At 62.3% G+C, this 23,394-nt stretch carries 16 protein-coding genes; 9 read left to right on the forward strand and 7 right to left on the reverse strand.

The window, feature by feature from the left end; translation table 11 throughout:
* Nucleotides 1–35: 35 nt before the first annotated feature.
* Genes AAC640_RS08150 through AAC640_RS08160 form a run of 3 tightly spaced genes read left to right on the forward strand, consistent with a single transcriptional unit; the run spans nucleotide 36 to nucleotide 4,198 of the window.
* Nucleotides 36–1,508: an efflux transporter outer membrane subunit gene (locus AAC640_RS08150; RefSeq protein WP_340265621.1), complete on the forward strand. Its 1,473-nt coding sequence runs from the start codon at nucleotides 36–38 to the stop codon at nucleotides 1,506–1,508.
* Entirely contained in the window at nucleotides 1,501–2,661 is a 1,161-nt protein-coding gene (locus tag AAC640_RS08155; protein ID WP_340265622.1) for an EmrA/EmrK family multidrug efflux transporter periplasmic adaptor subunit, read from the forward strand. Before AAC640_RS08150 ends, AAC640_RS08155 begins: the two co-directional genes overlap by 8 nt.
* A gap of 49 nt (nucleotides 2,662–2,710) precedes the next feature.
* Entirely contained in the window at nucleotides 2,711–4,198 is a 1,488-nt protein-coding gene (locus AAC640_RS08160) for a DHA2 family efflux MFS transporter permease subunit (RefSeq protein WP_340265726.1), read from the forward strand.
* A 440-nt stretch (nucleotides 4,199–4,638) separates the two neighbouring features.
* On the opposite strand, the gene AAC640_RS08165 is transcribed toward AAC640_RS08160, so the two are convergent.
* The 4 genes from AAC640_RS08165 to AAC640_RS08180 all read right to left on the reverse strand — a co-directional run bounded on the left by AAC640_RS08165 (nucleotide 4,639) and on the right by AAC640_RS08180 (nucleotide 10,389).
* The gene (locus AAC640_RS08165) at nucleotides 4,639–5,829 is read right to left on the reverse strand and encodes a cytochrome P450 (RefSeq protein WP_340265623.1); all 1,191 of its coding nucleotides are present in this window, start codon (nucleotides 5,827–5,829) and stop codon (nucleotides 4,639–4,641) included.
* A 76-nt stretch (nucleotides 5,830–5,905) separates the two neighbouring features.
* Nucleotides 5,906–6,919, reverse strand: a complete 1,014-nt coding sequence (locus tag AAC640_RS08170) for an SMP-30/gluconolactonase/LRE family protein (protein WP_340265624.1) — start codon at nucleotides 6,917–6,919, stop codon at nucleotides 5,906–5,908.
* Between the two features lie 111 nt (nucleotides 6,920–7,030).
* Nucleotides 7,031–7,900, reverse strand: coding sequence for an LLM class F420-dependent oxidoreductase (locus tag AAC640_RS08175; protein ID WP_340265625.1), 870 nt, complete (start codon nucleotides 7,898–7,900; stop codon nucleotides 7,031–7,033).
* 98 nt (nucleotides 7,901–7,998) lie between these two features.
* Nucleotides 7,999–10,389 carry a TonB-dependent receptor gene (locus tag AAC640_RS08180; protein WP_340265626.1) on the reverse strand — a complete coding sequence of 797 codons (2,391 nt, stop codon included), beginning with the start codon at nucleotides 10,387–10,389 and terminating at the stop codon, nucleotides 7,999–8,001.
* Between the two features lie 379 nt (nucleotides 10,390–10,768).
* On the opposite strand from AAC640_RS08180, the gene AAC640_RS08185 reads away from it, so the two are divergent.
* Nucleotides 10,769–11,476 (forward strand): hypothetical protein, encoded by a 708-nt coding sequence (locus AAC640_RS08185; protein ID WP_340265627.1) that lies wholly within the window; start codon nucleotides 10,769–10,771, stop codon nucleotides 11,474–11,476.
* A gap of 228 nt (nucleotides 11,477–11,704) precedes the next feature.
* Nucleotides 11,705–12,670 (forward strand): acyltransferase family protein, encoded by a 966-nt coding sequence (locus tag AAC640_RS08190; RefSeq protein WP_340265628.1) that lies wholly within the window; start codon nucleotides 11,705–11,707, stop codon nucleotides 12,668–12,670.
* A 4-nt stretch (nucleotides 12,671–12,674) separates the two neighbouring features.
* Here AAC640_RS08190 and AAC640_RS08195 read toward each other — a convergent pair whose 3' ends face one another.
* Nucleotides 12,675–13,214, reverse strand: a complete 540-nt coding sequence (locus AAC640_RS08195) for a hypothetical protein (RefSeq protein WP_340265629.1) — start codon at nucleotides 13,212–13,214, stop codon at nucleotides 12,675–12,677.
* A gap of 72 nt (nucleotides 13,215–13,286) precedes the next feature.
* Nucleotides 13,287–14,564 (reverse strand): phosphoribosylamine--glycine ligase, encoded by a 1,278-nt coding sequence (purD, locus tag AAC640_RS08200; RefSeq protein WP_340265630.1) that lies wholly within the window; start codon nucleotides 14,562–14,564, stop codon nucleotides 13,287–13,289.
* Nucleotides 14,565–14,571: 7 nt separating this feature from the next.
* On the opposite strand from purD, the gene xseA reads away from it, so the two are divergent.
* The 4 genes from xseA to AAC640_RS08220 all read left to right on the forward strand — a co-directional run bounded on the left by xseA (nucleotide 14,572) and on the right by AAC640_RS08220 (nucleotide 20,567).
* Nucleotides 14,572–16,077: an exodeoxyribonuclease VII large subunit gene (gene xseA / locus AAC640_RS08205; RefSeq protein WP_340265631.1), complete on the forward strand. Its 1,506-nt coding sequence runs from the start codon at nucleotides 14,572–14,574 to the stop codon at nucleotides 16,075–16,077.
* A gap of 34 nt (nucleotides 16,078–16,111) precedes the next feature.
* A complete protein-coding gene (locus AAC640_RS08210; RefSeq protein ID WP_340265632.1) occupies nucleotides 16,112–16,324 on the forward strand; it encodes a DUF2093 domain-containing protein in 213 nt (70 codons plus the stop codon).
* A complete protein-coding gene (locus AAC640_RS08215; RefSeq protein WP_340265633.1) occupies nucleotides 16,321–17,166 on the forward strand; it encodes a M23 family metallopeptidase in 846 nt (281 codons plus the stop codon). The genes AAC640_RS08210 and AAC640_RS08215 overlap by 4 nt, the downstream gene beginning before the upstream one ends.
* A 323-nt stretch (nucleotides 17,167–17,489) precedes the next feature.
* Nucleotides 17,490–20,567, forward strand: a complete 3,078-nt coding sequence (locus tag AAC640_RS08220; protein WP_340265634.1) for a TonB-dependent receptor plug domain-containing protein — start codon at nucleotides 17,490–17,492, stop codon at nucleotides 20,565–20,567.
* An 89-nt stretch (nucleotides 20,568–20,656) separates the two neighbouring features.
* On the opposite strand, the gene clpB is transcribed toward AAC640_RS08220, so the two are convergent.
* Nucleotides 20,657–23,236, reverse strand: coding sequence for an ATP-dependent chaperone ClpB (gene clpB / locus AAC640_RS08225; protein WP_340265635.1), 2,580 nt, complete (start codon nucleotides 23,234–23,236; stop codon nucleotides 20,657–20,659).
* Nucleotides 23,237–23,394: the final 158 nt, after the last annotated feature.

Raw genomic sequence — 23,394 nt, forward strand, 5'->3', positions numbered from 1 at the left:
AAAGCCCGATTTCATACTAAGTGGTACGATTTGATATGTCGGTGATTCGCTTCCCCAGTGCGGTCCGTGCCAGCGTGATCACCGCGTCGATCGCCCTCTTGGCGGGCTGCGCTTCCGTTCCCGATCTCGGTCCCCAGGCTGCCTTGCGCCCCGCCAACAGCATCGCCGCCGCGCGAAGCCTGCCGACGAGCGCCACTGACTGGCCCGGGGATGGTTGGTGGACTGCCTACGGTGACCCGCAGCTGGACCAGCTTATCACCGAAGGGCTGAGTGGATCGCCCGACGTCGCGGCGGCGGCAGGACGCCTGCGCCGGGCACAGGGGTTGGCTCAGCAGGCCGGCGCCGCACTGCTGCCCAGCATCGACGCACGCGGCAGCGCGACGGAGGAACGGCAAAGCCTGAACAACGGCTTTCCTGATAATTTCAAGGGCTTCCTGCCGCACGGCTGGAACGATCATGGGCAGGCCGCCCTTTCGCTCGACTTCGACCTCGATCTTTGGGGCAGGAACCGGGCCGCGCTGGCTGCGGCGACTTCGGAAAGGCGGGCGGCGGAAATCGACGTGGCGCAGGCGCGACTGATGCTCGCGACCGGCATCGCCGAAGCCTATGCCGATCTGGCGAGGCTCTATGCGGAACGCGATATCGCTCAAGGTGCGCTCGACATTCGCACCGCGACGCGCGAACTGGTCGTCAATAGGGTGAAAAGCGGGCTCGATACCCGCGGCGACCAGCGACAGGCCGAGGCTGGCGTGCTGTCGGCAAGGGCCGATCTCGCGGCGGCCGACGAAGCCATAGCATTGCGCCGCAATCAGATCGCGGCGCTGGTTGGTGCGGGGCCGGATCGCGGGCTGGATATCGCCCGTCCGGCGCTGCCCCGCCTGGTCCCGCGCGGGTTGCCTGCCGACGTCACGACCGATCTGGTGGGCCGACGTCCCGACGTGGCGGTGGCCCGTGCGCGGGCTGAAGCCGCCGCCAGCCGCATCCGGCAGGCGCGCGCCGCCTTCTTCCCGGCGATCAATCTGTCTGCACTGATTGGCGTACAGTCGCTGGGACTGGACCTCATTACCAAGAATGACTCTGTCTATGGCAGCGTAGGTCCGGCGATCAGCCTGCCGATCTTCCATGGCGGCGCGCTGTCTGGCCAGTATAGGGGCGCGCGCGGGACCTATGATGAAGCGGTCGCAACCTACGATCGTACGGTATTGGATGCGTATCGCGAGGTGGCCGACGCCGTCACGAGCCAGAAGGCGCTGGATCATCGTCTCGAAGATGCCCGCGCCGCGCTGAAGGCTTCGCAGGATTCCTACGGGGTCGCGCAACTGCGCTACAAGGGCGGCCTTTCCAACTATCTGGACGTTTTGCTGATTGAGGAACGTCTGCTCCAGGCGCGTCAGGCCGTGGCCCAGCTCGATACGCGTGCCTTCACGCTCGACATCGCTCTCATTCGCGCGCTTGGCGGCGGTTTTGCCGCCAGCGACGCACTGACCAAGGACCGACCCAATGGCTGATGCCGCGCCTGAATTTGCCGCTGCGGACAAGGACGCACAAGAGCGCGCGGCCGCGAGCGACCGGGCGCAGACGCGCAAGATCTGGCTGATCCGGCTGGCGATCGCGGTGGCGGTCGTAGCGCTGGTCTACGGGCTTTGGTATCTTTTGATCGGCCGCCATCATGTCGAAACCGACAACGCCTATGTCAGCGCTGAAATGGCGCAGGTGACGCCCCTGATCTCCGCGCAGGCGATCGAGGTCGCGGTGAGCGATACCCAGACCGTAAAGCGGGGCGACGTGCTGGTGCGGCTCGATCCCACCAATGCGCGTATTGCCATCGCGCAGGCGCAGGCCGACCTTGCCGAGGCGCGCCGCCGGTTCCGCCAGGCGTCAGCCACCAGCACGGCCTTGTCGGCGCAGGTTACGGCGCGCGACGCTGACATAGCTCGGGCGCAATCGCAGGTCGCATCGGCGCAGGCCGATTTCGACAAGGCGCAAGTCGACTTTCGACGGCGCGACGCGCTGGCGCCCGCGGGTGCGGTTTCGGGTGATGAACTCACGAGCGCACGCAAATCCCTTATTGCGGCACGCGCGGCGCTCGCGGTCGCCCGGGCCGGCGTGGCCCAGGCGCAGGCGACGCGGGGCGCGGCAGAGGGCGAGCTGGCCGCCAACGAAGCGCTGGTGCGCGGATCGACCATCGACACCGACCCAGCGGTACAGGCGGCCCAGGCGCGGCTCGACAGCGCCAAGCTGGATCTCGATCGCGCCGTCATCCGTGCACCGATCGACGGCGTGGTCACGAAACGTCAGGTGCAGGTAGGCCAGCGGGTTGCGCAGGGTACGCCGATCATGACCATCGTTCCGGTCGGGCACGTCTATGTCGACGCCAATTTCAAGGAGCGGCAGCTGCGCAATGTAAAGGTCGGCATGCCGGCCCGGGTGACCGCCGACATCTATGGCGGGGATGTGGTCTATCATGGCCGGGTGGTCGGCTTTTCCGGCGGAACGGGATCGTCGATGTCGCTCATCCCGGCGCAGAATGCGACGGGCAACTGGATCAAGGTGGTTCAGCGCCTGCCGGTGCGCATCGCGCTCGATCCCAAGGAACTGGCCGCTCACCCGCTGCGCGTCGGTCTTTCGACGACTGTCGAGATCGACCTTTCGGGCAGTTGATGTGACGGCTTCGCTCACGCCCTGGGACCAGCTGTCCCCGCGCCAGCGGATGATGGCCGGCCTCGGTCTGGCGCTGACCAATTTCATGGTCGTCCTGGACTTGACGATCGCAAACGTGTCGGTGCCCCATATCGCTGGCAATATGGGCATTTCGCCGGATCAGGGCACATGGATCATTACATCCTATGCGGTGGCAGAGGCGATTTCGGTGCCGCTGACCGGATGGCTGTCTCAGCGGTTCGGCGTGCTGAAAGTCTATCTGTTCGGCATGATCGGCTTTGGCCTGTTTTCCCTGCTGTGCGGTTTGTCGATGACCTTGGGCATGATCGTGATCTGCCGGGTCGGACAGGGGCTGTGCGGTGGGCCTTTGATGCCGGTGACCCAGACGTTGCTGATGCGCGTCTTTCCGCCTGAACAGCGGGGGCGCGCAATGGGTCTGTGGGCGATGACGACGATGCTGGCGCCCGCGATGGGCCCCATCATGGGGGGCTTTATCAGCGATAATTGGAGCTGGCACTGGATCTTCTTTATCAACATTCCGATCGCTGTGGGATGTGTCATCAGCGGATATGCGATGCTCCGACCCGTCGATACGCCGACGCAGAAGAATCCCATCGACCTGGCGGGGCTGGGACTGCTGATATTCTGGATCGGCTGCCTTCAGGTAATGCTCGACATCGGTCGCGACCGCGACTGGTTCGGCGACCCGTTGATCGTCGTTCTGGCGATCCTGGCGGCGATCGGTTTTTGTATCTTCTTGATCTGGGAGCTTACGCACAAACACCCGATCGTCGATTTGCGGGTGTTCCGTCATCCCGGCTTCACCTTCGGCGTTTTTGCCTTTGCACTCACCTTCGGTGCCTATTTCGCGACCATCGTAGCGATTCCGCAGTGGCTGCAACTTTCTATGGGTTATCCGGCCACAAAGGCGGGTGTCGTAACGGCTTTCACGGCGATGACATCCATTCTCATGGCGCCGTTGGCCGCGCGGATCATGGGCAAGGTCGACGTGCGGATCCTGGTTTCCGGCGGCGTCGCGCTCTTGTGCGCGATGGCGGTCCTGCGGTCGCAATGGTCCACTTCGTCCGACTTCGTGACGCTGGCTATGCCGCAATTCATCCAGGGCTTCGGCATGTCCTTCATCATGATTCCGCTGACCGGCCTGACCCTGAGCGCGGTAGAACCGCACGAAGTGGCTTCTGCGGCGGGGCTTCAAAATTTCCTGCGAACGTTCGCGGTCGCCGTCTCCACGTCGCTGGTGCTGACCTCGTGGGGAGATTCCCAGCGCATATCGCACAATGAACTGGCGGGTGCGTTACAGCCCGGCGATGTCCAAGCGCAGCTGGATGCGCTGGGAATGTCGGCGGAGCAAAGTCGCCAGATGATCGGGAACCTCGTCGATCAGCAAGCCATGAGCGTAGCGCTCGACCATACGTTCCAGCTTTGCGCGGTCGTTCTGGCGATCGTGTTCGTCATCATCTGGCTGTCGCCCAAACCCAGGGCTAGCGGTGGAGTCAGTGGCGTGGGCGGCCACTAGAGCTTTTTCGCCGCATTATGTATCAAACGCACCAACCCAAAGCCGGGGCCGCTCCCCGGCGGGCGGTGAGCGGTGCTAGTTTGGCTGGCCGCCTTCGCGCTCTTTTCCGGTCAGTTGCCGGAAATTCCCCTCTTGGAAGTCCCCTCCTTCCGAGAGGCAAAAGCCGGTCCAATACGGGAGTTTGCCCAAAATTTTTGAGAACAATGCACAGATCGCGCCGCCTATCAGGCTTGGGATCGGTCAGGTAAATTCGTTCTATAAAGACATATGGCTGCAAACCGAGATTCGCAGCCAGCTTGTCATGTTCGAGGGCGTTATCGGCGGCATTCGCCCCTCGCTGCCCTTTATGGCCGCCTGTCGCGCATATCCGTCTCGCGCGGCTCCGGTGCACTGGTGGAGCGAACACGTCAGGGTCCTCCAGAGTCGTGCCATGATGCCATTCAGACGAGCGCGACCCGAAGATGCGTGACTTCGGTGACCGCGTTGGCGTCAAAGGTGCGGGGCTCGTCCAGCATCCGGATGTTGGGGAAGCGGTTGATTACCGCCTTGAGCGCCTCGATCATTTCGAGCCGAACCAGCGTCATGCCAAGGCAATCATAGGGACCGTTGCCGAACATCAAAGCGCGGACAGGGGGGCGTCCGAGACGATAGGAGTTGGGATCATCAAATTTGTCCTCGTCTCGTCCGGCTGACCGGACGGAGACATAAATCCAGGAATCGGCGGGGATAACGACATCTTCATACGGCACCGCTTCGGGCGCATAGCGTATGATCGTGCCAAAGCGGGGCCGCAAACGATAGGTTTCCTCGGCAGCAGGACCGGCGAGCGAAGGCTGGGCGACCAGTTGTTCCCAGCGGCTGCGATCTTCCAGCAAGGTTTGAAAGGTAAGACCAATTTGGTGGACGGTGTTGTCGATGCTCGCCTGCAAGATGGTCATGCCGTGCAGCACGAGTTCCTCTGTTGGAACCAGGCCTTCCATTTCCAACCGGATCAGCGCGGAAGTGAAGTCGTCGCCCAGATTGGCTCGCCGCGCCTCGATATGCTTCTCGTTGAAATCGTAAGCCTTCCACAGCGCATCGATCGAGTCCTGAATGCGGCTTTTGTCGCACGTCAGAATCGGCTGGACGATCGTATCGGAAAGATGAGCGATCTCTGCCGCCGACTCCATTGGCGCGGAAATTAGATGACAAAAGACCCGTGGTGGTATCTGCCAGGCAAATTGCCGCATGAAATCGACATCGGTCGGATCCTCGATACGATCGAGCGCATCATCGATAATGTCGCGCACGGCCTTTTGCAGTTTGGCCATTTGCGCCGGGCGAAACAATTTGGCCATCGGCGCGCGCAGGCGCTCGCGGTTGGCGCCCTCGCTAGTGAGCAATTGGCGTTCCCAATAATCCCGCGCGGGTCCTGAAGTAAGGCCGATCTGGTCCAGCCTTTGAAGCCAGGCAGGACCCTTCTGCAAAGCGCGATGATCGAGCAGCTCCAACCCTTGCCTGTAGCGCAGCACTTCCAGCCCGCGCGAACTTTGCGCAACCCAATCTCGGCGCCGCGCCGCGACATAATGCTCGGCCAGGGTCGTGTCCGCCGGCAATTCCTGCAAGGGGCGCTGAGATAGTGTCTGGGTCATCATTCATCCCACTTTTCGATCGCTATTGCGGGCGCTCTTCGTCGCCCAAGGCTTTCACATGGTCGCCTGCAAGCCCCTAGCGATGAGAATATAGAGGCAGCGCGTTCGCAAAGGCGCCACAACGGAAAATCATGCCGTTACTTCCGTCGACATCGCTCGCCACAATATAGAGTTCGCTGGTCCCCGGCCTGATGGCGATGCTGGTGGTATAAAGATGGCGTCCCTGGTCTCGGCCCGGCACCAGAACCTGGCCAATGGGAACGCCATCGGAATTGAATACAAGAACGCGGCCGCCTCCGAACAAAGCGGCATAAACATTGCCGTCGACATCGACGCGCATGGAATCAACGTTAGCGCCGACAAAGTGATAGGGGATTCTGGTGCCATGCACGGCTATCGCGGTGGGTGACGCCAACACAAATCTGTGTAAAAGATTTCGGCCGGTCTCGCTGATCCACAGTGTCTTGCCGTCGGGGCTGAGTGCTATCCCATTGGGCATCGACATGTTCGAAATAATGGGCGTGATTGTCTTCATATCTGGTGACACATACAACACACCGCCCACTGGATCGGCGCTGTTGCCCCTGTAATCGGTAAAATAGAATCCGCCCTCGCCGTCGAATACCAGGTCGTCGGGGACATACCCTTTGTCCGGCGCGACGATGAATTCTTCGCCCGATCCATCCGGCTGCACGGCATAGACGCAGCCGCCGCTCTGGATATCGCCAACGCCCGCTACAAATATCCGGCCATCTTTGTGGATTCCGATGCCGGCGGAACCATGGAGGTTCTTCGGTACGACGACGCTCGCATCGCGATCGGGGGAAACGCGCATCACGCGCCCTCCATACACCTCGACAAACAGAAGATTTCCATCACGGTCGAACGAGGGACCCTCCAATATTATGTTGTTGTCCAGCTGTGAAAGGCCAGGTGTCCGTCTTGATATTTGCAGCCATGGCTCTGCCACAATGGTTTGCAGGCCCTGTTCTGAAGGCGGTATCGGTACGACTGATTGAATGTCCGGGCTGTAAACCAGGCTTTCGTAGGATTGCGATCCCGCTTGGACAGCGGATCTCTCACCAATCATGACTTTTCTCCGTGCGGGACAGCTTAAAACTCTTCGAAATCCGCGTATTAAATCCTTGCACCGTGGGGGCGCGCGTGTCGTCTCCGCAAGACGAACGTACGCGCTCCCTGCCTAGTCGAGAAAATCGCGCGCAAGCCGCTCTAGCTGCTCCAGTCCTTCGCTTGGCGAAGCGCATTTCGGGCTGAGGACGATTTCCTGCAGGCCCAGGGCCTCATATTCTGAAAACTCAGACCGGTGCTCGCGCACGAGATCGACTTCGGTGCTCGCGAGCTGCATGGTCAAGGTCGAGAGATCGCGCCCCGCAGCCTTCATCATCGGGCCGAGTTGGTCAAGCATCTCCTTGAATTCGGGAAGTGTCTTGAAGTTGAATTGAAATCCGTCGCCCAATTCCACGATCCGCTTGTAGGCCGGCATCCCGTCGCCACCGACGATGATTGGTGGATAGGGCTTTTGGACGGGTTTGGGATGGATTCGACCCCCGGGAAATTTGAAATACCTGCCTTGGTAGGGAGACGGGTCCCCCGACCAGAGCTGCTTCATGATCTCGATCGTCTCGCGGGTACGGCCTGCCCGCTCGCTCATAGGAACCTCAAGCGCTTCGAATTCCTCCCCCATCCAACCGAGGCCGATCCCGTACCAGAAGCGGCCCCCGCTCATGAAGTCGAGGGTCGCAATGGCCTGGGCCTGGGGAACCGGGGGACGATAGGGTACGACTGCAACGCTGGTTCCAAGCCGTATCGTCCTGGTCGCCCCCGCTACCGCTGCAAGCAGAACGAAGGAGTCATACCATGGGGAATTGGCCAGATAGTCACCGGACCCGGCCGGATAGACTGATGCGTCGAATGTCGTCGGCATCACAATATGGTCGCCCAATGAGAACGAGCTGAACCCCAGTTCTTCCGCCCGCTGCGCCAGCGTGATGACATCGGCGCCGGTCGGATCTTCTCCCAGCATCCTGGTGCAGCCGATTGCTATCTTCATTTAGTCGTACCTTTCCACCCAGGCATGGCTTGTCAGGTCGTTGTCCGTTCGTGGACATGGTGATTTGGTAATCGCCATGTCCACGAGGAGGGACAAGATCATTGAAACTTGAACGATGCGCTTATGCCGAACGTGCGCGGCATGCCCACGTAACGGACCGTCGTTTCAGCCGACTTGATGACATTGTTCCAATACAACTTGTCGCTCAGGTTTTTGCCCCATAGCCAGACCCGCCATCTGTTGGCGCGGCCCGCGAGGCCGATCTGGGCGTCGAATAATGTGTAGGGCGCGATATCCCACCGGGCATTCGCCGCAATTTGCGCAGAGGTTCTGCTGCGATAGGCCATATTCCCGCCGACAAAGATGTTCAGGGCCTCGGTGATCGGCGCCTCGTAGCCAACGTCTATATTGACGCTGTGTTTCGGCACGAACGGCAGACTTCCGCCGGACAGATCGACCGGAACATTCTGGAATGGAGGAGGATTGCCATCGATGCTGAAGCCGGAATATTCCTTGATCTTGCTCTTTACGAATACTTCGGAGGCACTGACCGTCAGACCTTCGACCGGACGAAGGGTCACGGCAAGCTCTGCACCCTTGAGAGTGGATTTGGGAACATTGACCTGCTTGGCGACAAGGCCGAAAATATTCCCGGTATTCTCCCGCCCACGCTGCTGTTTGTTCTTATAATCATAATAGAATATCGCGCCTTCGGCGGTGATCCAGCGAGAGTCGTTCGTCTTGAACCCCAACTCATAGGCCAGTACCGATTCCTGCTTGACCGGCAGGAATGAGCCGCCGTTCTGGGAGAAGATGGTCGGGAAGTTGCCCGCCTTGAACCCCTTGCTCACACGACCGTATATCAGGGAGCGGTCCGTCGGGTGATAGTTCAGATTCACGTTCCAGGGGATATTGTTCTCCCTCAATTCAAGGCGGGAGAGCCCCGGTTGCAGCGGAACGGGAGTGGAATAGCAACCACCCGGTTGAATTTCGAATGGCGTCCCGGCTATGCGATACAGCGTATTGAACGTGGCCGCGGCTCGACCGTCCCCGGTGTCCCGCAGGCAACCATGGAATTTGCGGACTTCCTCGCTGTAGCGAATGCCGCCTGAGATCGAAAACCGCTTGTTGATTTCATACTCGACGTTAGTGAAAACGGCCCAACTGCGAACCTTTTGGGCCATATCTGCTGTCGCTTGGGTGAAGCCGCCACCCGGAAGCGCCGTGAGCGCCCGGAATTCTGCCGCAAACAGGGTTTGCCTGTCGGTAATCTTCTCATTTTGGTAGTTCAAGCCGGCGATCCAGTTGAGTGCGCCCAACCGGGCATTGGCGCGAAGTTCCTGGGTAAAGCTCGTCGTATGGGAATCGACCCGGTACGCGCTATTGTTAACGTCCTGTCCAAGAGTTGCCGGAAACAGGCTCGTGCCCATGCCGTCCTGTTCACGCAGGCTGTCGACCTTGCTCTTCATGAATGCGCTGATCGAAGTGACCGTGACGCGGTCGCTCAGATCCAGGTCCGCGCGCAAGGAGCCCTGCCAGAAAAAATCATCGCTCCTGAAATTGCGGAACTGGTCCCAATCGGCCCACCGGGGGCTGTTCGGGATTACCCTCGGGCGTGAATCGGGCACGTTCAAGGGCGGCAGAATGGCGGGCGCACCCACCACCTGTTGCAAACTTACCGGGGTGCCATTGCCATTGCCGCCCACCCACTGGACCAGCTGAGGTATTTGATTGTCGGACTTGTCGATCCAGCCATTGCCATTGAACGTAAGCTTCAGCGTATCCACAGGGTCCCACTGCAGGATGGCGCGTCCATTGAACTTCTTGACCTCGCCAATGGTATCACCGGGACGCGATACGCTCTTTTGCCACCCGTCGAGCTGCCGTTCCACCCGAGCCGCGACCCGTCCCTTCAGCGTCGGGCTCAACGGACCGCTCAGATAGCCTTCGACAGACATGTCGTTAAAGCGGCCATAGCTCCCATGGATGCCCGCCTCGAAACTGTCGGTCGGCTTTGCTGCAATATAATTAATGGCGCCGCCGGTCGCATTCTGACCATAAAGCGTGCCCTGGGGCCCTTTGAGAACTTCCACCCGCTCCAGATCGAGAGCCGCGCCACGCGTCATCACCGGAAGCGTCAGCGGGACCTCGTCCACATAAATGGCGACACTCGAACTGGAGCCGATCGACAGTTCATTCACGCCGACGCCACGTAAGCTGTAGATTGGCGTATTGAATCCCGAATTACCGACAGACAGGCCAGGAACGACGTTCGCGAGATCTTCCGCCGTGGAGATCTGCCGCGTTTCCAGCGCCTGCGCTCCGACTAGAGCGACGGACAAGCCTACGTCCGTGAGCACCTGCGCGCGCTTGTTCGCGGTGACAATGATGTCTGCGAATCCCCGTCGGTCGTCCGGCGACGCGCCGTCTGCCGCCGGGGGTGCTGCTTGGGCGAGTGCCGAAGTCGTCTGCAGAATGCCCAATGTCATGGTGACACTGCCTAGCAATATCGCCCGCCGGCGGTTCATCGCCCTCCTCATGATATTCTCCCCTCAAGAAACTTGGTCTGTTATTTCATGACTATCGGCTCAAAGCGCCTCAGCTCATCGATCGGGGCCCGCCCGGATTCTTTACCCCCAACGTCGCTCGCCAGCCTGCTAGCGGCAAGGGGCGCTTGTCGAGGCAGCGGCCTGCTTTGTTTTTGATAGATTGGCCAAAGTATCAATCCTGGCGGCAGCGGCACGCACAACGGCGCTCCAGTGCGGCAATCGCGCCGCAATCTTGCACTGCCACCATTCACCGCCTAAGCATGCAAGGCATGTGCGACGCCCTAGCACGATCGGGTCGCGTAACAGCGGGAGGGGATCGATGACATTCAACGCCCTTGTCCATGACGATATCAATGGCGGCCATGACGAGGATGCCGAACCGGCGCCCAGTCCATTCCTGATCGAACCCGATACGTTATCGTGCTCGCCTCGGGGGGAGGGCGCCCGGAAGAGATGGCGCAATGCGGTGTTCGCGGTCGCTCGCAAGATGCTCGTCGAAGACGGCTATCGTCATTTCACAGTCCGCAGATTATCTGTCCAGACTAAAAGCTCTGCCCAGAATATTTATAATAATATCGGTACGAAAGATGACATTATTATTAAATCTTTTATGAACTATAATAATGTCCTTTTGGATCGATTTGGCGATAGGTCCTGTAATCCGTATGTTAAAAGCATAATTGCTAGGCACAAAGAGGTGTCGGACTATCCCGAATATGCTCGAGCCGTTCACGATACGTTATTCAGTAATATAAATATTTATACGGCCATTCAATCTCAGACTATCAAATCCATAGCCCCTTTTGTGAGAGCTGAATTATTTCGGTACAATGCCCAATCGGTAAATTACATGCGCTTGAGCAAGCTCCTCGCCGCAATCGCGAGACAATCGGCAAGGGAGTGGCTGGACGGAAAATGCAGCGCTCAAGAGATGCTCGAAAATTCCCTGGCCGATGGTGAGCTTTGCCTTCTTGGGGCCTTGTCGGGACGAAAGGGCAGATGGGCACAGAGTATAGGTTCTGAATGACCGCGCTCGTCGCTTCGCGCGGGGGGAACGGCGGCCGATCGCAGAGCAAGAGGCGGGCAGGACCGAAAGCGTCCGGTCAAGCGGGCCACTCGGCGGTCGCCCCGTTGTCAGGGCATTCGGGCGCGCTCGGGCACCGGCCCCTGCCGTAACGATAAGATAGCAGCCTTAACCGCACTGCAAGGTTGGCACGGTATCGTACCGACCGGGCTTTATAGAATTGCGGGCGTGGTGGCGAAGAATCCCTCGATCGACCTGTTGAAGGGCGTGTTGATACTGCTCGTTATGGGCGGCCACGTGATGGAGCTGTGCGACGCCCGCGGCCTGGCCCTCTGGGTTGGGTCGGGACTGCGCATGCCGTTGATGATTGGTATTTCAGGCTATCTCCTGAATGTCACCCGGACGCGTGAGGTTGGTCCGCTCGTGCTGCTGCGGCGCTATGGCCGACGCATGCTGCTGCCTTGGGTGGTCGCCGTTCTGATCTACGCCATCCTCGGCCATGCACGGCTCAGCTGGGCGGCGCCAGTTGATCTGTTGCTGCGTCCCCCCTTCCACCTCTGGTATGTGCCGGTACTCTTCTTTTTTATACTCCTGACGCGACTATTGCCCTTTCCGCCAGTGATTCTGCTGATGCTGGGCGCGCCGGTCAGCCTTGCGGTCATGTACAGCTTTGGCCTGGGTCATGGACCGGTGGGAGACGGACTGTTCGCGCCCGACAGCCGCTTCCTGCGCTATCCAGTCTATTTCTTCTTCGGGATGCTGCTGGCCGAGCGCACGATGCCGCCGCGCATGCAGTGGCTCGCCTGGCTTATCACGGGGCTCGGCCTGTGCTGGTGGTCGGCACTCTATGCGACCGGCAGCGCCTTGGCCTACGTCCCCGCGCGGCTGCTCATGTGCCTGGGGCTCATCGCGCTGCTGCCCATAGTTTCCGCCCGCAGGCTGGAAATGGCGCCGGTCAACGCGATTGGCCGGGACAGCCTGTTCTTCTATCTCTGGCACCCGCTGGTGATCGGCGCGATGATGATGACGGGAATCGGGCCTCTCGCAACGCTCGCCCTATCGATCCTTATGCTCGCCATCGCCCGTCCGTTGCTGGCGCGCAGCGCCTTGCTTTCACTGCTGCTGGGCGTCGGCGGAGTGAAGGTTTCCCGATCGGCCCTGATATCCCCTCCGCCGCCGGTGCCGGCAAGCACCTGAGCGGTCAGAGCTTGCCGTATCGGGCTTCGAACCCGGCCGTGTCGCCGGCGGCGAGATAGCGCGCCTGGTCCACCCATTGGTCGCGCGCCGGGCGGCCCTTGAAATTACCGAGCCGGGCGTCGATCGCCGCGATGTCGGCATCCGTCCATTCGGCGATCTGGGCGTAGCGTGTCACGCCCAATTCGATGAGCAACTGGCTGAGCTTGGGACCGACGCCCTTGAGCTTGAGCAGGTCGTCGCTCGGTTCGGGCGGCGCTGTCACGGCCGGGGACACGGGGATTGGTTCGGCCGGCTGCGGCGCCGGGGTGACGACGGGCGCAGCCGGCTGGACAGCGACCGGCTCGTCGGGGGCGGTGGCGGCGACGGGCGGCTTCGCGACGGGCGGGGGGCTGGGGGAGAACTGCTGGCGCTCAGGGGCCGCCGCACCTTCATCCGCTACGCTCTCGCCCGCCTTCTTCCGGCCGCTCAGCAGGATGACGACCCCGATCACGATCAGCAATGCGACAAGGAGCCACAGGCCATAGTCCATCAAGAATTCCTGCATCCGCTCGGTCCTCCCTTTCTCTGATTATCTTGGAACCTGCCGCCTCTCGCTGCAAGACCCGCACGATCAGCATCAGCCCCGTTCGCGTTCCACTTCCCGCCAGCCGATGTCGCGGCGGCAGAAGCCGGTCGGGAAATCGATGGCGTCGACGGCGCGATAAGCGGTCGCCTGCGCTTGTGTCACGCTGTCGCCGGTCGCCGTGACGTTGAGCACGCGGCCGCCAGTGGCGACCAGTTGCCCGTCTTTTTCCCCCGTGCCGGCGTGGAACACCCGCGCGCCGCCTGCCTGCGCGGCGTCAATGCCGTGGATGGCCCCACCTTTTTCCGGCGTGGCGGGATAGCCCTTCGCCGCCAGGACGACGGTCAGCGCGGTGCGATCCGCCAGCCTGACCGGCCCGTGCTGCGCGAGCCGTCCTTCCGCTACGCTGAGCAGCAGCTGAACCAGGTCGCCGTCGAAGCGCATCATCAGCACCTGGCATTCCGGGTCGCCGAAACGGGCATTATATTCGATCAGCTTGGGCCCTTCGTCGGTCAGCATCAGCCCGGCATAAAGCACGCCGGAATAGGGCGTGCCTTCGGCCGCCAGCGTTTCCACCGTCGGGCGGATGATCCTGTCGATCACCTGCGCCTCCAGCTCGGGGGTCAGCACCCGCGCCGGGCTGTAAGCGCCCATGCCGCCGGTATTGGGACCCGTGTCGCCGTCGCCCACGCGCTTATGGTCCTGCGCGGAGCCGAAGGGCAGGATGGCGCTGCCGTCGGTGAGCGCGAAGAAGCTCGCCTCCTCGCCCAGCATGAATTCTTCCAGCACGACTTCCGCGCCAGCCGCGCCGAACGCGCCAGAGAACATCTCGTCCAGCGCCTCGAGCGCCTGTTCGCGCGTTTCGGCAATGATGACGCCCTTGCCCGCCGCCAGGCCATCCGCCTTGATCACCACCGGCAGCCCGAAATCGTTGAGCGCGGCGATCGCGCCATCCTTGCTGTGCACGCGTTCATAGGCTGCGGTGGGAATGTGCGCGCGCTTGCACAGGTCCTTGGTAAAGCCCTTGGACCCTTCCAGCTGCGCCGCCTTCTTGCCGGGACCGAACACCGGAAAGCCCTTGACCCGTAGATTGTCGGCCAGGCCGTCGACCAGCGGCGCTTCCGGGCCGATCACGACCAGGCCGATCGAATGCCGCAGGCAGAAATCGACCACCGCGCGATGATCGGTGGCGTCAAGGTCGACCAATGTCGCATGCTGGGCTATGCCCGGATTGCCCGGCGCGGCATAAAGGCTGTTCAGGCTGGGCGATTGCGCCAGCTTCCAGGCCAGAGCATGTTCGCGGCCGCCGCTGCCCAACAGAAGGATGTTCATTTCGCCCATGTCCCCGGAATATGAAGCTGGTTTCGATGCGTCGGCCCGCCTGTTAGCGGAGGAAAGGGCAGGCGACAACGCGCCCGCGCTCAGCGTGAGCGAATTGTCCGCCCTGTTGAAGCGCACGGTCGAGGACCGCTTCGGCCATGTCCGCCTGCGCGGCGAGATTTCCGGCTTCAAACGCGCCGCATCGGGCCATCTCTATCTCTGCCTGAAGGACGACAATGCCGTCATCGACGGCGTGATGTGGAAGGGCGGCGCGGCCCGCCTGCCTTTCGCCCCGCAGGACGGGGTCGAGGTGATCGCCACTGGCAAGCTCACCACCTATCCCGGCCGTTCCAAATATCAGATCGTGATCGAGAGGATGGAACTGGCGGGCGAGGGCGCACTGATGGCGTTGCTCGAAAAGCTCAAGGCGAAGCTCGCGGCCGAAGGGCTGTTCGAATCGGCACGAAAGCGCCGCCTGCCCTTCATGCCGCGCACCATCGGCGTGGTCACGTCGCCCACTGGCGCGGTAATCCGCGACATCCTCCACCGGCTGGAGGATCGCTGCCCCACCAATGTCTTGCTCTGGCCGGTGCTGGTGCAGGGGCACGGCGCCGCCGAGCAGGTGGCGCGCGCGGTGCGCGGCTTCTCCGCCATGCAGCCAGGCGGTCCGCTGCCCCCGCCGGACCTTGTCATCGTCGCGCGCGGCGGCGGCTCGATCGAGGATCTCTGGTCCTTCAATGAGGAAATCGTCGTCCGCGCGGTGGCCGAATGTTCGATCCCGGTCATCTCGGCGGTGGGGCATGAAACGGATACGACGCTGTGCGACTATGCCGCCGACATGCGCGCGCCCACGCCCACCGCCGCGGCCGAAATGGCGGTGCCGGTTCGGGCCGAGCTGATGGCGATGCTGACGGAACAGGGGTTGCGGATGAACCGCGCGGTGCGACGGGGCGCGGGCCAGGCGCGCGAGCGGCTGGAGATGCAGGCCCGCCTGATGCCCACGCCCGACACCTTGCTGGCACCCCAGCGGCAGCGGCTGGACCAGCTGTCGGAAGGTCTGGGCAGCGGGCTGCGGCATCGCGTGGCGGATGCGCGCGTGCGCCTGGGGCAGGTGGGGGGCGCCTTGCGCGTCCCCTTGCTCGACCGGCTGCTCGACCGATCGAAGGAGCGGCTCGACCGCCTGCGCCTGCGCCCCGACTATCTCAAGCGCGCGCATGACGATCGCGCCACCGCCTTCGATCGGCTGTCGCGGCTGTTCGTCTCGCTCAATCCCGACCTCCCGCTGCAGCGCGGCTTTGCCCGCGTGATGGCGGGCGACCGGCTGGTCAAGTCGGTCGCCGATGCCCGGAAGACAGTGTCTGTCGCGCTGCATTTCGCCGATGGCGCGGTCGATGCGACCGTGTCGAGCGGGGCACCGTCCACTGCCCTTGAGAAGCCCGCGCCAGGGGCTATATCATCGGGGCCCTCGAGCGCCCGCAAGGCGCGTGAAGGGCAGGAAAGCCGGCAGCAGGACCTGTTTTCCTGATGCCGCGTTCAATGAGAAAAGGCCGCTCCTTCCCATGTTGATGTCCAACCGCGATCGCCCGGCCCGGCTCCATTACATGGCCTACAGCTTCCGCGTGCTGCAGGCGGGCGATCATGTCGTCTGCGCCGTGTCGGGGCAGAAGATCGCGCTGGACGACCTGCGCTACTGGAGCATCGCCCGGCAGGAACCCTATGCCAGCGCCGAACTGTCGGCGGAGGCTGAACTCAAGGCGCGCGGACTGCGATGAAGCGGTGGGCGGCAGCGCTGCTGCTCGCGCTCGGCTCTGCGACGACGGCAGCGGTTCCGGTTCCCACCGCCGATGCGACCGGCCGCCTCGCCCTGTCAGGCGCGCCGGTGCAGGGCGGCGTACTCAGCGGCGCCGCCCCAGCCGACACGGTCGAACTGCGTCTGGACGATCAGCCTGTTCCCGTCGACCGCGACGGCCGCTTCCTGATCGGCTTTGATCGGGACGCGGGGCCACAGGCGCATCTCGTCGCCCGGCTCGCTGACGGCCGGCGCATTGACCGGCCCTTGACGGTCGCGCCGCGTGCCTGGCGGATTGAACAGGTCAATGCCCCGCCGCGTCCCGTCCGCGACAATGAAGCCTTTCTGGCGTTGCGCCGCCCCGAACTCGAACAGATCGCCGCCGCCCGCGCGCGGATCACGGACGCGGCAGGATGGCGCCAGCGCTTCATCTGGCCCCGGGTGGGTCGCATCTCGGGCCTGTTCGGTGCGCAGCGGGTCTATCAGGGAACGCCGGGCGCCTATCATGGCGGCGTCGACATTGCGGGCGCCGTCGGCGAGCCGGTCGTAGCGCCCGCCGATGGTGTCGTCGTGCTGGCCGCCGATCACCCCTTCACGCTGGAAGGCAATCTGTTGATGATCGATCATGGCCATGGCCTTGTCAGCGCCTTCCTTCATCTTTCCCGCATCGATGTGAAACTCGGCCAGCCTGTGATTCAGGGGCAGCGGATCGGGGCCATCGGCGCGACCGGGCGGGCCACCGGTCCCCATCTTCACTGGGGTGTGCGCTGGAATGAGGCGCGGATCGATCCCATGCTGCTCGTTGATGCCGCAACGGAAAAATAGTTGGAAACGCGCATGGAACGTAATTTTGTCGCAGGTGTTTGCGCGAGGCTGGACTGATAGTTTCACAGCCTTTCACAATGCTATAACAATATCGTTAAACATCTGTCTAATAGCGATGGCGTACCCATGTTGCAAAATAGCGACAGTCAAAATCAAATCGAAGAAGCTGTCCGCCTCATTGCTTTACACTCTTAAAACGTGTGAGCAGACTAGCTGACAGTACGGATGAGGAGGGCTTGCTGTCGGGCTCCTTTCCCCTCCCCATGCGTCAAAACAAGCGTGCGGGTGACACCCGTTCGCGCTCCAGAGCAAGGGACTGGATAGTGAAGACAAGCTCGAATAACGCGTGGCTGCGCGGAAGCGCGGCGCTGCAGGCGCTTGCATTGGCAGGCGCCGGTTTTACCTCTTTCTCCGCGCCTGCCTTTGCGCAGGCGGCACAGGCTCCTCAGCAAGCAACGCCAGAAGAGCCCGAAGCGACGATCGTCGTTACCGGGTCGATCCTGCGTCAGGACGTGAACAACACGCCCTCGCCTGTCTCGGTGCTGACCTCCGAATCGCTGGACCAGCGTGGCATCCAGACGACACAGGAAGCGCTTCAGCGCATATCGTCCAACAATGGCGCCGCGCTGACCAACAGCTTTTCGGCAAATGGCGCGTTCGCGGCGGGCGCGTCCGCCGTCTCGCTCCGTGGTCTTTCCACCAGTTCGACGCTGGTGCTCTTCGACGGCCAGCGCGCTGCCTATTATCCGCTGGCGGATGACGCGACCCGCAACTTCGTCGACTTGAACACCATTCCCGACGACATCGTCGATCGCGTCGAAGTGCTGCGCGATGGCGCGTCATCGACCTACGGTGCTGACGCGATCGCGGGCGTCATCAACGTCATCACGAAGAAGCAGTTCAAGGGGATTGGTGGCCGTATCGAAGGTGGAATCACGGAACGGGGCGATGGCGAAAACTACCGCATCATCCTGACCGCCGGCACCGGCGACCTTGGGCGCGACGGCTATAATATCTATGCCAGCGGTTTCTGGTATCGCCAGAATGCTCTCTATAATCGTGACAGGCCCTATCCCTATAATTCGCAGGATCAGTCGGGTATTTGCCGTGACGGCGTTTGTGGACCCCAGGTCGGCCCCAATGGCGGTTCGATCAATCCGTCCAGCACTGGCTATGTCGGCTGGGCGGACGCCACGGGAACCAGCGACCGCCGCTCCTTTGCGACGACCTTTTTCGTCGCGCCCACCAATTCGCTCAGCGCACTCGATGATCCACTGGGTCGTTATCAGATCCTCAATCCGGCGGCGGGCTGTATCGCTGGAGAGACACCCTATACGCTCACCGCAGCGGAACTGGCTGATACGGATCAGAATGCGTTCGCACCCAACACCGTCTGCCAGGGCGACTTGGTACGCCAATATGGCGTGATCTCGCCCCGGATCGAACGCTTCGGCGGGGCGCTGAAGGCCACCGTGGCGGTCACCGATGACATCGAGGCATCCTTCACCGCCAACTATCTGCAGAGCAAGGTAAGCTACAGCGGTGAACCGGCGACCATCCGTGCCAATGGTCCTGCCGGCATCGCTTTCCCCCGCTTCAGCACCTATAATAACGGCCTGCCCAACGCGCCGGGTTCGTTCGCTCTCGCTCTTCCGGTCTATGTCTGCCCGCTGGTCAACGGCTTGCCGCAGGCGAACTGCGACGCGACGAATGGCACGCTCAATCCCAACAATCCGTTCGCGTCGCAGGGCCTGCAAGCGCGCATCATGGGTCGTATCCCGAACCTTACCGAGTTCAATCAGACACTCAGCCGCACCTATCGCGGTGCCTTCTCCATCGCGGGTCCGATCACCGACAGCTGGAATTTCGCGGCGGATATCGTCGGCATGCGTACCGACCTCACCCGGACGCAGACGGGCTATGTCTACATCCAGCACCTGCTGAATGTGGTGGCGGATGGCAGCTATAATTTCGTTAACCCGCTGTCCAACAGCCAATCAACGCTGGACTATCTGTCGCCCGACAACATAACCAAGTCCAAGTCGGAACTTTATGCGGCCCAGTTGAGCTTCAACGGCACGCTGTTCGAACTGCCCGCTGGCCCCGTCCAGCTGGGCTTTGGTGGCCAGATCCGTCTGGAATCCATTGATGCGCCGAGCGCCAACGCCGACTTCGCCGGTCCGACCGAACGCTATTTCGTCATCAACGCCTTCGGCACCAAGGGCGAACGAGTCGTCCGTTCAGGCTTCTTCGAATTGAACGTCCCCGCGTTCGAAGGGTTCGACGTCAACGCTTCGGGCCGCTACGATAGTTATAACAGCGGTCAGAGCGCCTTCTCGCCTAAGGTTGGCTTCCGTTACAAGCCGTTCGATTCGCTCACGCTGCGCGGCACCTGGTCGCGGGGCTTCCGTATTCCCAGCTTCGCCGAAGCCAACGCGCTGCCGACAACGGGCTTCGTGAACAATACGTCGGGCACCTTCCCGGACTCCTACCTCGCCCAGTTTGGATGCAGCAAAGCGACCTTTGCCAGTTGTCCGACCTATCTCAATGCCAGCAGCTATGGCCAGACCCAGCTGGCCAGCCCCAATCTGGATCCCGAAAAGTCGACCAGCTGGACGGCGGGCGTGATCTTCGAACCGACCCGGAACATTCGGCTCAGCGTCGATTATTACAACATCAAGAAGAAGGGCGCGATCATTCCGGCACCCTACGGTCCGGCGCTGGCTGCCTATTATTCCGGTCAGGCGATCCCGGCGGGCTACAACATCATCCAGGATTCGCCCGATCCGCAGCATCCCGGTGCCCTGCCCCGCGTCGCCTATGTCCAGGCGCCGCTCATCAACGCCAACACCTTGCGCTCCGAAGGCCTGGACTTCGCGGCGACCGGCCGGTTCGATTTCGGCGACGTGCGCCTCACCAGCTCGCTGGAGGCGACCTACATCATCAACCTCGACACCGTCTTCGCAGATGGCACGGTGGAAAGCTACGAAGGGACGCTCGGCAACAACAGCCTGACCGCCGGTTCGGGCACGCCCGAATGGCATGGGAGCTGGACCAACACGCTGGAATGGAAGCGCTGGACCCTGTCGGCCACCGCAGAATATTTCGGCGGCTATAATCTGTCGGCGGAGGATATCGAGGGGCCGGGCACGTCCGGCGATTGCGGCCTGCTCTCGCCGCAGTTCGTCAAGTGCAACGTCAAACCCTATATCACCGTCGACCTCACCACCAGCTACAAGCTCAACGACAATTTCACGCTCTATCTGAACGTGCTGAACGCCTTCGACGATCTGCCGCCGATTGACCCGATCACCTACGGGGCGAACAATTACAACCCTGTACAGGGCGGCACCGGCATCTATGGCCGCGCCTATCGCGTTGGTGTGAAAGCGAACTTCTGATCGCAGCGATCAAGGCTGAAAAGCGGAAGGGGCGCCGGTCATTCCGGCGCCCCTTTTCGCTATCAACCCCGAGGGGGAGGGCAATATGCTTATCCCACACTCAACTGAAGAGCCCCATCGCCCTCGTCAACCCGCACCTTCGACCCGTCCGGCACTTCGCCGCGCAGGATGAGGTCCGCCAGCGGATCCTGCAAGTAACGCTGTACCGCCCGCTTCAGCGGCCTTGCGCCATAGACCGGATCATAGCCGACCCGCCCCAGCCACACGCGCGCGCCATCGGTCAGGTCGAGCGTCACCTTGCGGTCCTTCAGCAGCTTGCCGATCCGCGCGACCTGGATGTCCACGATCGGCGCCATATGGGCAGCGCCCAGGCGATGGAACAGGATCACCTCGTCCAGCCGGTTCAGGAATTCCGGCCGGAAATGGGCGCGGACGATGTCCATCACCTGATCCTCGACCTTCTCAACCGGCTCGTCGTCGGCGAGGCTGGCGATGAACTGGCTACCCAGGTTCGACGTCAGCACGATGATCGTGTTGGTGAAATCCACCGTCCGACCCTGCCCATCGGTCAACCGGCCATCGTCCAGCACCTGCAGCAGCACGTTGAACACGTCGCCGTGCGCCTTTTCCACCTCGTCGAACAGGACGACCTGATAAGGCCGCCGCCGCACCGCTTCGGTCAGCACGCCGCCTTCCTCATAGCCGACATAGCCCGGAGGCGCACCGATGAGGCGAGCGACCGAGTGTTTCTCCATGAACTCGCTCATGTCGATCCGCACCATCGCGCTGTCATCGTCGAACAGGAACCCGGCGAGCGCCTTGGTCAGCTCCGTCTTGCCCACACCCGTGGGGCCAAGGAACAGGAAGCTGCCCAATGGCCGATTCGGGTCCTGCAAGCCGGCACGCGAACGGCGGACGGCGGTGGAGACGGCCTTCACCGCATCGGCCTGTCCGATGACGCGCTTGCCCAGCTCCTCTTCCATTGCGAGCAGCTTTTCACGCTCGCCTTCCATCATCTTGTCGACAGGAATGCCGGTCCAGCGCGACACGACGCCGGCGATGTCCTCGCTCGTCACTTCCTCGCGCAGCATCGCGCCCGCGCTCGCGCCCTCGGCTTCGGAGATCTTGCGCTCCAGTTCGGGGATGCGGCCATAGGCCAGCTCGCCAGCCTTGGCGAGATCACCCGCCCGCTGCGCCTGCTCCAGCTCGACGCGCGCGGCGTCGAGCTGCTCCTTGAGCTTGCTCTCTCCCGCGATCTTGTCCTTTTCCGCCTGCCAGCGCTGGGTCAGCGCCGCCGACTGTTCCTCCAGATTGGCAAGCTCCTCTTCCAGCGCGTCGAGCCGATCCTTGGACGCCTTGTCCGTCTCCTTTTTCAGCGCCTCGCGTTCGATCTTCAGCTGGATGATCCGCCGGTCGAGCGTTTCTATCTCCTCGGGCTTGGACTCCACCTCCATACGCAGCCGGCTCGCGGCCTCGTCCATCAGGTCGATGGCCTTGTCCGGCAGGAAGCGGTCGGTGATGTAGCGATTGGACAGGGTCGCCGCCGACACGATCGCGCCGTCGGTGATCCGCACGCCATGGTGCAGCTCATATTTTTCCTTGAGGCCCCGCAGGATGGATATGGTGTCCTCTACCGTCGGCTCGCCCACAAAGATGGGCTGGAATCGCCGCTGCAGCGCCGGGTCCTTCTCCACATATTTCCGATATTCATCGAGCGTGGTCGCGCCGATGCAGTGCAGCTCGCCGCGCGCGAGAGCAGGCTTCAGCAGGTTGCCGGCGTCCATTGCGCCTTCGGATTTGCCAGCGCCGATCAGCGTGTGCATCTCGTCGATGAAGAGGACGATCTGGCCCTCGCCAGCCTTCACCTCGTCCAGGACGCCCTTCAGGCGCTCCTCGAATTCGCCGCGATATTTCGCGCCCGCGATCAGCGATCCCATGTCCAGCGCCATCAGCGTGCGATCCTTGAGCGTATCGGGCACGTCGCCATTGGCGATGCGCAGCGCCAGCCCTTCCGCGATCGCGGTTTTGCCGACGCCCGGGTCGCCGATCAGCACAGGGTTGTTCTTGGTCCGCCGGGCGAGAATCTGGATGGTCCGGCGGATTTCCTCGTCGCGGCCGATCACCGGGTCGAGCTTGCCTTCGCGCGCCGCTTCGGTCAGGTCCCGCGCGAATTTCTTGAGCGCATCATAGCGGTCCTCCGCGCCGGTCGTGTCCGCCGTGCGCCCGCCGCGCAGAGTGTTGATCGCGGCGTTCAGTCCTTCGGCCTTGACGCCCGCAACGGCAAGAGCCTTGCCCGCAGCCGTAGTGGTGGCAAGGGTGAGGGCCAGCAGCAGCCGTTCGACCGTGACGAAGCTGTCTCCCGCCTTGGCCGCGACCTGTTCGGCGCTGTCGAGCACCCGTACCGCGTCGTTATCCAGGCCCGGCGTCTGCTGCGCGCCGCTGCCGGACACGGCCGGCACCTTGGCCAGCGCCGCGTCCGTCTCGCGCACCGCAGCGGCAGGGTCGCCGCCCGCCGCCTGGATGAGGCCCGAGGCCATGCCTTGGTTGTCCTCCAGCAAGGCTTTGAGCAGATGTTCCGGGCTGATCCGCTGATGATTCATCCGGATCGCGACGGTCTGCGCCGACTGGAGGAAACCCTTGGCGCGGTCTGTGAATTTTTCGAGGTTCATGACATCCCCTTCGTGAAACTGGTCAGGATGTAGTGTTGCCGAAAAGCCACACAAGGGGCACTCCGTAATTATCCGTAACCGAAGCGTCTGCGTGAGGTTCCCTTGGGTTGTCTTCGCCGCCGCATCCGTCGGCCGCACGCGCAATGCGCATTGCGCGG

Source organism: Sphingobium mellinum (assembly GCF_037860795.1).
Lineage (GTDB): Bacteria > Pseudomonadota > Alphaproteobacteria > Sphingomonadales > Sphingomonadaceae > Sphingobium > Sphingobium mellinum.